Below are 9,942 nucleotides of genomic sequence, written 5' to 3' on the forward strand. Positions count from 1 at the left end.
CGGCGGCTGGAGCGCGAGATTTCCTTGTTGCGCCGAGCGGCGCCTGACCTGGTCTTGGCGGATGTACCCTGGCTGCCGCTCGATGCGGCGCGGCGGGCGGGCATCCCGGCGGTGGCACTCTGCTCGCTCAACTGGTACGACATCCTGCTCGAGAGCCCGGTGGCCGATCAGGTTCCCGCACCTGTGATGGAGCGAATGCGGGCGGTCTATGCCGCGGCCGAGCGTTTCATCCGACCGGCCCCCTCGATGCCGATGTCCTGGCTGCCGAATGCGATCGATGTCGGCCCCATCGCGAGCTGCTATCCGGACCGCCGCGAGGAGTTGCGGACCCGCTGCGGCGTGCCCGCCGATCGTCCCTTCGCCCTGATGCAGTTCGGTGGTTTCGAGGGTTTCGATTCGCTCGCGGTATGGCCCGAGCAGGACCAGGTCCATTGGTTGGCTCAGGATCTGCCCGCGGGGCCGAGGCGCGACGCGACCGCGATTTCCTCCCTGGGGCTGCGGGTACCGGACGTCATGTCCTCTTGCGATCTCATGCTGTGCAAGCCCGGCTACGGCACCTACTCCGAGGCGGCCGTGAACCGGATTCCCGTTCTCTATGTCAAACGCGGCGATTGGCCGGAGGAAGCCGCCTTGATACCCTGGCTGGCAGCGCGGATGCCGACACGCGAGATCACGCGGGAGGATCTCCTGGCGGGACACCTCGGCGAGGCGATTCAGGCGTTGCGCACCGCCGATCGACCGCCTGCCGTGGAGCCGACCGGCATCGAGCAGGTGGCGGATCTTCTGGAGCCTTATCTGGGTCCCCGGCCACGTGGCGCGGGTCATCCGCCCCGGGTCGCTCGGGCCGATTCGACGGGCGCGTTCTCGGCAACCTCAGTGGTGGACGGGTCATGACATCCTTCAGTGCCGATCGACAGCAGGTCCGACGCCTGGCGTTTCTGGCGCTGGCCTTTTGGCCGCTCGTCTCCTGGGGCACCTTGGCCGGGAAATCCGCCTCGACGGAAGGTGCCGAGACGCCGCAGGCCCGCACGGAATCAGCCAAGATCGAGGCCGATTCCCTGAAGCCCGCCGAGGCTGCCCCCGTCAAGCGCGCGTTGCCGGCCGCGCCGAACCGACCGCGTCCGAGCCGTGCGGAGGTCATCGCCATGATCCCGGCGGTCGCCGCGCGACATGGTGTCGAGGAGGAATTGGTCCGCGCGGTCGTCGCTGCGGAGTCGAACTACAACGCCCACGCCGTGTCCCGCGCAGGTGCGGTCGGGCTGATGCAATTGATGCCCCCGACGGCGGCGGACTACGGGGTGACCTCGGTCGCCGACCTCTTCGACCCCAAGATCAACCTCGACACCGGCACGCGTCATCTCAAGCGTCTGCTGCGCAAGTACGACAACGACTACGGTCGGGTCATCATGGCCTACAACGCGGGGGAGGGCGTGGTCGATCGCACCAACAGCCAGGTGACCTATCTCGAAACGCTCAACTATACCGAGGCGGTGATTACCTACTACCGCCGCAACGGCGGCACTGCGCCGACCCAGGTGGCCTTGAATCAGGTGCGGACCCTGCGCGGGACGCGCGACTTGGGCAAGGCGAGGCGCCTGATGAAGAAGTATCTGGATCCGTCGCTGTTGTCGCTCAAGGTCAAGCCCACACTCGACCTGCGGCGTCTTAATCCGGCCCTTCACGAAGTGGGCCCGGAGAGTAAGCCGATGTTCGAGCTGGGCGCGACCGGTCGGCCCTGATTCCGGTTCCGGACGGCGCTCCGTCAGCATCGCTCGGGAGGAGTCTCGGCACATGTTTTACGGGTTTGCGGCACTCCTGCTGATCCCGCTCGGCTGGGGTCTATGGGTCTTCAATCGCTTGGTGCGTCTGCGCAATCGCGTCCGCGCGGCCTGGAGCGATATCGACGTTCAGCTTACTCGGCGTCACGACCTGATCCCCATGTTGGTCGAGGCCGTGCGCGGCTATGCGGCGCATGAGCAGACGCTCTTTGCGGCCGTTGCGGCGCTGCGTACGCGTGCCATCGAGACGCGAAGCCCCGCCGAGCTGGCGACCCTGGAGGCGGCCCTCGAGCAGTCGGTCGGCCGGCTGATCTTGCTCGACGAGGCCTATCCTGATCTCAAAGCGAGCGAGAACTTCCTGCGCCTTCAGCGCGATCTCGTCGATGTCGAGGAGCATCTTCAATACGCGCGCCGTTTCTACAACGGCGCCGTGCGCGAGTTGAACGACGGGATTCAAAAGGTGCCGGACCTGCTGATTGCCCGGTTGTTCGGATTCGCGTCGGCAGAGTTCTATCTGGCCCGCGAGTCCGAGCGCGCGGCACCGCGACTCGAGGGCGAGACATGAGCGTGACCCCGGGGCCGACAGTTGAACGCGCCGTGCTTTACGCAAAGGATTCGCCGACCTTGAAGATGGCGTTCGTCCGATCCTTCCTCGGCCTCCTGCTCCTGCCCATGCTCCTGCTCGGGCTCAGCGCCGAGGCCGGTGCTGCGGAGGAGATCCTCTCCTTCCACAGCGATCTCTCGATCCAGCCCGACGGCGGCCTCGAGGTGACCGAGACTATCGCGATTCGCGCCGAGGGCAGCGAGATCCGCCGCGGCATCGTACGCGAGTTTCCGACCCGCTATCGCGACCGGCTCGGCAACCAGGTCCGGGTCGGTTTCGAGCTGCTCGGGGTGGAGCGCGACGGCAATCCTGAGCCCCAGTTCATCGAGCGCGTCTCCAACGGCGTCGAGATCAACACCGGCAACGACGATTTTCTCGCTGTCCCGGCGACCTATACCTACCGCATTCGCTATCGCACGACCCGCCAGCTCGGTTTCTTCGAGGGCCACGACGAGCTCTATTGGAACGTTACCGGCACCGGTTGGATCTTTCCGATCCTCGCGGCAAGCGCCACCGTGCGGCTTCCCGCCGAGGTCCCGATCGCGGAGCTCACGGCCGAGGGCTATACCGGGCCTCAGGGGGCCGTCGGTCGAGACCTGGTTGCCGAGGTCGTCGCGCCCGACGAGCTCCGCTTCGCGACGACACGACCCTTGGGCGTTGCCGAGGGCCTGACCATCGTGGCCGGCTTCCCGAAAGGCCTGATCGCGGAGCCGACGGATGCCCGGCGTCTCGCCTGGCTGCTGTACGACAATCGCGGTGTGCTGGTCGCTCTGGTCGGGCTCATCCTGCTGCTCGCCTATTACGGGACTACCTGGTGGCGCGTCGGGCGCGATCCGCAAGCCGGCCCGATCTTTCCGCACTACCGGCCCCCGGACGGACATTCGCCCGCGGGTTTGCGCTATCTGAGCCGGATGGGCTACGACCACCGCTGTTTTGCCGCCGATCTGGTTGAGACGGCGGTGAAGGGTCATGTGGTGATCCATCAGGAAAAGGCCGGTTGGCGCGACGCGTGGCGGCTCGAGCGCCTGCCCGGCGCCGATCCGGCCGCGCTCACCCCGAGTCAAGCGACCCTGCTCCGACTGCTCTTCGCCAAGGGCGATCAGCTGGTGCTGACCAATAAGCAGGCGGATCGGGTCGGGCCTGCACAGAGCGGCCACACACAGAGCCTCGCGCAGCTCTACAGCCCGCGCTTTTTGCTCACCAACGGCGGCAAGCTCGGTTTAGGGATCGCCTTCTCCGTGCTCTACGGTGTTTTGGCCTGGATGGTCGCGGGCGGAGACGGGATACCGGCCATGCTCGTCCTGTTCGGGCTCGCCGTCGGTGCCCATATCCTCTTTGCTTGGCTGCTGAAGGCCCCGACCACCGAGGGGCGGCGGCTGCTTGACCGGATCGAGGGTCTGAAGCTCTATCTGAGTGTCGCCGAGCGCGACGAGTTGAGGTCGCTCCCCGGACCGGGCAGCGATGCGCCGCCCGTTCTGGATGCCGAGCGCTACGAGGCGCTTTTGCCCTATGCGTTGGCGCTGGATGTCGAAGAGGCATGGACCCGTAAGTTCACCCTTGCCGTCGGCGCCGCGGCCGCGGCGGCCGCCGCAGGGGGCATATCCTGGTATCGAGGCCGCGGCAGCGCCGGGGATCTCTCGCGCATGAGCCGATCGCTCGGCCAGACCTTGAGTCGTCAGATTGCGTCCTCCGCAACACCGCCCGGCAGCAGCTCGGGCAGCGGTGGTGGCGGCTCGTCCGGCGGCGGTGGTGGTGGCGGTGGAGGGCGCGGGCGGTAGGACAAGCGCCGTAGGGACTGCGCTGCGCTTGTCCACCAACTACGGTTGCGACCGAGGGTCGCCGACGCGCCATGCCCGAGGTCAATCCATCAGATCGACCTCGATCCCCGACTCGGCGAGGGCCTCGCGGCGCGCGGCAAGATAGCGCTGGAAGCTCGGCTCCCACAGGTAGGCACCTGTCGCGACATAATCCAAGGCGCCGTGGATATGGAACGACTTGAAGTAACCCTCGGTGCGGAAGACCTCGCGTCCAGCGGCATCGAAGAACACCAGGCTGGGTGTGTACTTGATGCCGAGCTCCGCGGCCCAGTCGCGGATCGGGATCTCGCGGCGGTCGACCGTCTGGACGGGGTCGCGCGAATAGGTATCCAGGATTGCCCCGTCGAAGGCGCTCAGCGAGTAGGCGACCGGCTCACGTTTGAGGATGTCCTCATGCAGCTCGTCGCAGTCCCGACAGGTGGGCTGCTCGAACATCACCACCAAAGGACGCATGGAGGCATCGCGATTCTCCGCGAGTCGGAACGGGGTCGTCAGGAACCCGCCCTGCTTATGCAAGGTGCCCTTGGCTTGGGCCGATTCGAGTCCGCCGGCATAGTCGGCGAATGACTCGCCGAACTGCTCGCGCCGCTCGGCGACATAGGCAAGTGCGGCCTTGAAGCGATGGGGCGGGAAGTAGCCGTTGATCCGCAGAACGACCTGCCGGGCCTCGTCGAGCAAAAGCATCGTGGGTGTGAACTGGACCTTGAGGTCCGCGCCGAGTTGTTTCTCGGTGGTGGACTCGCCGGACAAGCCGGTCACCTCCCGATCACCCCAGAGATTGATGGCGACGACGTCGAAATTCCCCTGCATCAGACGGGCGATCGACTGATCGGCCAGGTTCTCCTGCAACAGCTTGGCGCAGTAGGGACAACCGTCCTGATAAAAATAGAGTACGAGGCGCTTATCCTGTGCGGTGGCCTCCGCGACGTCCTCGCGGAGATCCAGAAAGGACGCCTTGAACCACTCGGGCTGCTCGTGATAACCGGGGTTCTGCATCCCGGGGGCCAGCTCGGAGGGTCCGTCGCTTGCGGCCGCGGCGAGCGTGCCGAGCAGCAGCAGGCTCCAGGCCAGGCGATGTATCCCGATCGAAGGCGTCTTCATCGTTCCAGTCTCCTCTGCGGTGCGCCGGGGCTGCCGGGCGCGGAAGTGCGCAACGGTTCCCCTTCTCGTCATGCGGCTCCGGCGCCGAGGCGCCTGTGCTTGAGATGGCCGGCGATTGCCGAGGTTCCTACCCGTCGCGATCGGGCGCGACCCGGTCCGGGCAACCGAAACGCCGCTCTTCGGGATAGGGAAAGACATCCTCGAGATGGCCCGCCCGGATATGCTCCTGACGCGCCCGCCACCAGGCCGGGTCGAACAATTCTTTGTGGAGCTCCCGGAAGACCTTGCGGATCCGCGGGTCGGTCAGCAGGAAGGTCTCGAACTCCTCCGGGAAGACGTCGTTCGGACCCGCGCTATACCAGACCTCTTCGGCCATCTCCATCTCGGGGTAGGGTGCGGGCGGAATCTCGCGGAAACGACACTCGGTCAGGTAGCACAGCTCGTCGTAGTCGTAGAAGACGACGCGGCCCTGACGCGTGACGCCGAAGTTCTTGAAGAGAAAATCGCCGGGGAAGATGTTGGCCGCGGCGAGCTGCTTGATGGCGTCGCCGTATTCGCCGATCGCGTGGCGAATGTCCTCGTCGTCGGCGGTGTGCAGATAGAGATTCAACGGCGACATGCGCCGCTCGATGTAGAGATGTTTGATGATGAGTTGATCGCCGTCGGATTCGAGACTCTTCGCGCAATCGGTCTCCAGCATCTCGATGAGGGCCGCCGAGAAGCGGTGACGCGGAAAGGCGACGTGCGAATACTCCCAGGAGTCGGCCATCCGCCCGACGCGATCATGCAGCTTCACGAGCTGGTATTTCTCTTTGACGGTCTCGCGCGTCATCTCCTTCGGCGGCGGGAAACGGTCCTTGATGACCTTGAAGACGAAGGGGAACGAGGGGAGCGTGAAGACGCACATCACCATCCCGCGGATGCCGGGCGCGACCACGAAATCATCTGCCGAATACCTCAGATGTTTGAGGAAGTCGCGATAGAACTCCGCCTTGCCGAACTTCTGCAGGCCGATGGCGGTGTAGAGCTCGGCCTTGCCCTTATGCGGAATCAAAGGCCGGAGGAAATCGACGACGGCGGCAGGGACCTCGGTGTCGACCATGAAGTAGGCGCGCGAGAAGCTGAAGACATCCGAGATCTCATCCCCGCCCGAGAGCAGTGTGTCGACATAGAGTCCGCCGGGCGCGCCCTCTTGCCCCTCGTCGTTGAGGATCGGGATCGCGAACGGGATCTGGTCCGCGCCGTTGATGGCCTTGCCGATGATGTAGGCCGCCTTGTTGCGGTAGAAGGGCTCGGAGAGGACGGCGAGTTGGAAGTTCTGATGCAGTGCGCGTCGGCGCGGGAAACGGTCCCGCACGGCGCGCATCAGACAGCGGATGTCGTGCCGGCGATTTCGGAAGGGACGCTGAAAACCCATGTCGCCGAGGAGGCGGGCGATCACCCGCGCGAAGCCGTCGCGTGCCGGGTAGTAGGGTCGAAAGATCGGGATCTCGGCCTCGAGGTGCTCGGTCGAGATCATCGGCCAGACGAAGATGTAGCTGTTGTTGTAATAACGCCGATCGAAGAGCCGGCAGAACACCGAGTTGTAATAGGTCTCGGCCAGCTCGGGCTGGTGGTGCAGCGGCAGGAGGCGCAAGTATTCGATCTTCACCCGGCGCCACAGGATGTCGGTCGGGTCGCGCAGATGAAACTCGCGGCGCAGCAGGGCCACCGTCTCGCCGACCCGCTCGTCGTAGTAGCTGATGCGCTCGCGCGCCGCCGCCTGAACCGCCGGCCAATCCGCCGCCTCGAAACGGTCCCGCGCCTTGCCGGTGATCTCGCGGAAAAGCCTGTAGTGACGCCCGAATCCGTCGAGGATCGCCTCGGCAATCTGTTTCGCCTCGGTCCATGCCATCGTTTTACCTCGCTGCCCCGACTCGGATCGATCCCGGCCGCGCCTGGTCCAGACTAATCGAGATCCAGCGGCCCGTCGGCCACCAGGATGCCATCCTCGTCGCAGTAGACCTGATCACCCGGAGCGAAGCGCACGCCGGCGAAGGTGACTGGGATGTCCCGTTGCCCTTCGCCACGCCTGAGGCTCTTGCGAGGATGTGTCCCCAATGCTTTGACACCCAACGGCATGGCGGCGATGTCGCGACTGTCGCGGATGCATCCGCAGAGGATGACCCCGGCCCAGCCATGCTCCACTGCACCGGCGGCGATCAGGTCTCCGAGCATCGCACAGCGCATGGAGCCCCCGGCATCGACCACGAGGACGCGGCCGTGTCCGGGCTCGGCTAGGGTCGATTTCACCTGAGTGTTGTCTTCGAAGCACTTGACCGTCACGACCGGCCCGGAGAAGCGGATCCGGCCGCCGAAATCCCGAAAGAGCGGATCGCAGATGCGGACATGCGCGTCGTATCGATCGGAGAGGTCAGCGGTCTTGAAGTCGAGGTCGTGCGGAGCGGATGGGGACTCTGTAGGCATGGGCGGACGCGGGCGGGTCTGTCGGAGGAGCGCCGAGTATATACCGAGCACCCGGGATCTTTCGCCGGATTCGACGCCCTGCGAGATCCCCGTGACGGAGACCGCGGCGAGAGCGCCGATAGGGTGTCCGCCCATAAAGGGACATCGACCGCTCGGGACGCTGTCTTGCGATAGGCGCACACTCAATCGACGATCCGCTCGCGGCGCCGCACGCTAAACCTGACCTGTCTAGTCTGAGATTTGTCAATGCATCCTGCCGCGGCGATGCCTAGACTGCCCATCAACCTCATTCCCGGAGCAGTCGTCGGGTGCCTCGGTCGCGAAGACCGACGCGCTCGGCGACACTGCCCGACGCACCCTCGGAGCCAGACCATGACCCAGCAGACCCGGACCGTGACGCGCTCGACACACACCGCAGCGGCAGCCAAACCTTATTGGTTGTGGGCACCGGTGCTCGCGACGACGACCATGCTCGCCGTGCTCTTGTTCATGCCCATGCCGTCGGTTCTTTGAGCGAAAATGTCGGGAGCATGATGGAAACTCCAAATCAGCAACCCGGTCGGTTGGAGCACTTTCCGATCTCCTTCTTCGCGATGGTGATGGGCCTGTCGGGCCTCACCATCGGATGGGAAAAGGCTCAGACGGTCCTCGATCTTGACTTGGGTATCACCCCCTGGTTGATCGGCGTCACGAGCGCGCTCTTCATGGTCTTGATGCTGTTGTATACGGCCAAGATCGCCCTGTATCGGCACGCCGTGATCCAAGAGCTGCGCCATCCGGTCAAGCTCAATTTTTTCCCGACCATCTCGATCAGTCTGCTCCTGCTGTCCATCGCCTTTCTGCCGGTCATGACTGACGTCAGTCGGGCACTCTGGATGGCGGGCACGGCCCTTCACTTGGTCTTTACACTCTATGTCGTGAATGTCTGGATCCATCATGAGCACTTTCAGGTGCATCATATGAATCCGGCCTGGTTCATCCCGGCGGTCGGCAACGTCTTGGTGCCCGTAGCGGGAGTGCCTTTGGGATATCAGGATATTTCCTGGTTCTTCTTCAGTACCGGAATGCTCTTCTGGCTGATCCTGATGACGATCATCTTCTACCGGGTGCTGTTTCATCACCCGATCGAAGAGCGTTTGATGCCGACGCTCTTCATCCTGATCGCGCCGCCCGCCGTCGGGTTTATTGCCTATTCACGGCTGGCCGGGGAGCTCGATGCCTTTGCGCGCGTGCTCTATTTCATCGGTCTCTTTCTGACCTTGTTGTTGTTCACGCAGGCAAACCGATTCCTGAAGCTCGGGTTCTTTCTGTCCTGGTGGGCCTACTCCTTTCCGCTGGCGGCGATCGGCATCGCGAGTCTGCTGATGTTCGAGCGCACGGGGCAGGATCTCTACCGCTATCTCGGGCTCGGTCTCCTGACCCTGCTGACCGGAATCGTCGCCTTGTTGTTGGCACGTACCGCCATTGCGGTACGGCGTAACGGGATCTGCGTTCCCGGTCACTGACGCCATCGGCAGGCACGGGGCGGCGGGTTTGCGAATCCGTCGTCCCGATACCCCGATCATCTCCCGAGTCGGCCGGCCCCTTCTTCCGTCGCCGAGCCTTCGAACCGATTCCGTCATCGAGGAACCATCATGTCCGACGTCGCCCCCGCGGTGAAATCGAATCCGATCTATGCCCTGGTTTTTCTGATCCTCTCGTTCGCCGCAGGGATCCTGTTGGCCTATTTCCGCGGGCCGCAGACACCGGCAACCGAGCCGGCGGCGACCGAGACGGTTGCGGTCCTGGAGGTCGCGGCGTCAGACGCGCCGATCTCCGCACCCGTCGAGGCAGAGGCGCAACCCGATCCGGGTGTGCTGAATGCGCGTCTGACCGATGCCGAAGCGAAGATCCGGCGTCTTGAGCAGGAGCTGGTCGCAGTCGCTGAGCAGCAGGCGGCGTTCGCGCTCGTCGTTTCGGAGCAGCGGGAACGTCGGGCCGGGATGCTCGCCGAGACCAACGTACCGGCCGCGCCCGAAGGCAACGCGGCTGCCGTGAGCGCAGCATCCGCCACGGACCGGTTGGAGGATGACCTTGCGCGTCTCGGCGCGCGTCCGACCGAGCGCGGCCATTTGGTGACGCTGACCGAATCGGAGCTGCGCTTCCCGGTCGGCGGGAGCACGCTCGACGCGGCGCG

10 protein-coding genes are annotated in these 9,942 nt (G+C 64.8%); 7 read left to right on the top strand and 3 right to left on the bottom strand.

What is annotated here, in order from left to right:
• The 4 genes from VLR48_RS08310 to VLR48_RS08325 form a co-directional block, all read left to right on the top strand.
• Positions 1 to 894: hypothetical protein (locus VLR48_RS08310; RefSeq protein WP_325291332.1), on the top strand; the 894-nt coding region annotated here is incomplete at its 5' end.
• Positions 891 to 1,739: a lytic transglycosylase domain-containing protein gene (locus VLR48_RS08315; protein WP_325291333.1), complete on the top strand. Its 849-nt coding sequence runs from the start codon at positions 891 to 893 to the stop codon at positions 1,737 to 1,739. The genes VLR48_RS08310 and VLR48_RS08315, both read left to right, overlap by 4 nt.
• Before the next feature lie 52 nt (positions 1,740 to 1,791).
• A complete protein-coding gene (locus tag VLR48_RS08320) occupies positions 1,792 to 2,343 on the top strand; it encodes a LemA family protein (RefSeq protein WP_325291334.1) in 552 nt (183 codons plus the stop codon).
• Complete coding sequence (locus VLR48_RS08325) at positions 2,340 to 4,160, top strand: DUF2207 domain-containing protein (protein ID WP_325291335.1); 1,821 nt, start codon at positions 2,340 to 2,342, stop codon at positions 4,158 to 4,160. Before VLR48_RS08320 ends, VLR48_RS08325 begins: the two co-directional genes overlap by 4 nt.
• A gap of 81 nt (positions 4,161 to 4,241) precedes the next feature.
• Here VLR48_RS08325 and VLR48_RS08330 read toward each other — a convergent pair whose 3' ends face one another.
• The 3 genes from VLR48_RS08330 to rraA all read right to left on the bottom strand — a co-directional run bounded on the left by VLR48_RS08330 (position 4,242) and on the right by rraA (position 7,766).
• Complete coding sequence (locus tag VLR48_RS08330) at positions 4,242 to 5,300, bottom strand: thioredoxin family protein (RefSeq protein ID WP_325291336.1); 1,059 nt, start codon at positions 5,298 to 5,300, stop codon at positions 4,242 to 4,244.
• A gap of 127 nt (positions 5,301 to 5,427) precedes the next feature.
• Entirely contained in the window at positions 5,428 to 7,194 is a 1,767-nt protein-coding gene (gene aceK / locus VLR48_RS08335) for a bifunctional isocitrate dehydrogenase kinase/phosphatase (RefSeq protein WP_325291337.1), read from the bottom strand.
• Between the two features lie 53 nt (positions 7,195 to 7,247).
• Positions 7,248 to 7,766 (bottom strand): ribonuclease E activity regulator RraA, encoded by a 519-nt coding sequence (rraA, locus tag VLR48_RS08340; RefSeq protein ID WP_325291338.1) that lies wholly within the window; start codon positions 7,764 to 7,766, stop codon positions 7,248 to 7,250.
• Between the two features lie 372 nt (positions 7,767 to 8,138).
• Between rraA and VLR48_RS08345 the strand changes: the two genes are divergently transcribed.
• The 3 genes from VLR48_RS08345 to VLR48_RS08355 all read left to right on the top strand — a co-directional run.
• Positions 8,139 to 8,279, top strand: a complete 141-nt coding sequence (locus VLR48_RS08345; RefSeq protein WP_175534618.1) for a hypothetical protein — start codon at positions 8,139 to 8,141, stop codon at positions 8,277 to 8,279.
• Between the two features lie 20 nt (positions 8,280 to 8,299).
• Entirely contained in the window at positions 8,300 to 9,271 is a 972-nt protein-coding gene (locus tag VLR48_RS08350) for an SLAC1 anion channel family protein (RefSeq protein WP_325291340.1), read from the top strand.
• 129 nt (positions 9,272 to 9,400) lie between these two features.
• A partial coding sequence (locus VLR48_RS08355; RefSeq protein WP_325291339.1) for a hypothetical protein occupies positions 9,401 to 9,942 on the top strand: 542 nt, incomplete at its 3' end.

It is taken from the genome of Thiocapsa sp. (genome assembly GCF_035467215.1).
Taxonomy (GTDB): domain Bacteria; phylum Pseudomonadota; class Gammaproteobacteria; order Chromatiales; family Chromatiaceae; genus Thiocapsa.

What these genes read in the sequence shown, in the direction of transcription:
- VLR48_RS08325 (WP_325291335.1), top strand. Translation starts at nt 2,340, where the DNA reads ATGAGCGTGACCCCGGGGCCGACAGTTGAACGCGCCGTGCTTTACGCA.
- rraA (WP_325291338.1), bottom strand. Translation starts at nt 7,766, where the DNA reads ATGCCTACAGAGTCCCCATCCGCTCCGCACGACCTCGACTTCAAGACC.
- VLR48_RS08315 (WP_325291333.1), top strand. Translation starts at nt 891, where the DNA reads ATGACATCCTTCAGTGCCGATCGACAGCAGGTCCGACGCCTGGCGTTT.
- aceK (WP_325291337.1), bottom strand. Translation starts at nt 7,194, where the DNA reads ATGGCATGGACCGAGGCGAAACAGATTGCCGAGGCGATCCTCGACGGA.
- VLR48_RS08320 (WP_325291334.1), top strand. Translation starts at nt 1,792, where the DNA reads ATGTTTTACGGGTTTGCGGCACTCCTGCTGATCCCGCTCGGCTGGGGT.
- VLR48_RS08330 (WP_325291336.1), bottom strand. Translation starts at nt 5,300, where the DNA reads ATGAAGACGCCTTCGATCGGGATACATCGCCTGGCCTGGAGCCTGCTG.
- VLR48_RS08350 (WP_325291340.1), top strand. Translation starts at nt 8,300, where the DNA reads ATGGAAACTCCAAATCAGCAACCCGGTCGGTTGGAGCACTTTCCGATC.
- VLR48_RS08345 (WP_175534618.1), top strand. Translation starts at nt 8,139, where the DNA reads ATGACCCAGCAGACCCGGACCGTGACGCGCTCGACACACACCGCAGCG.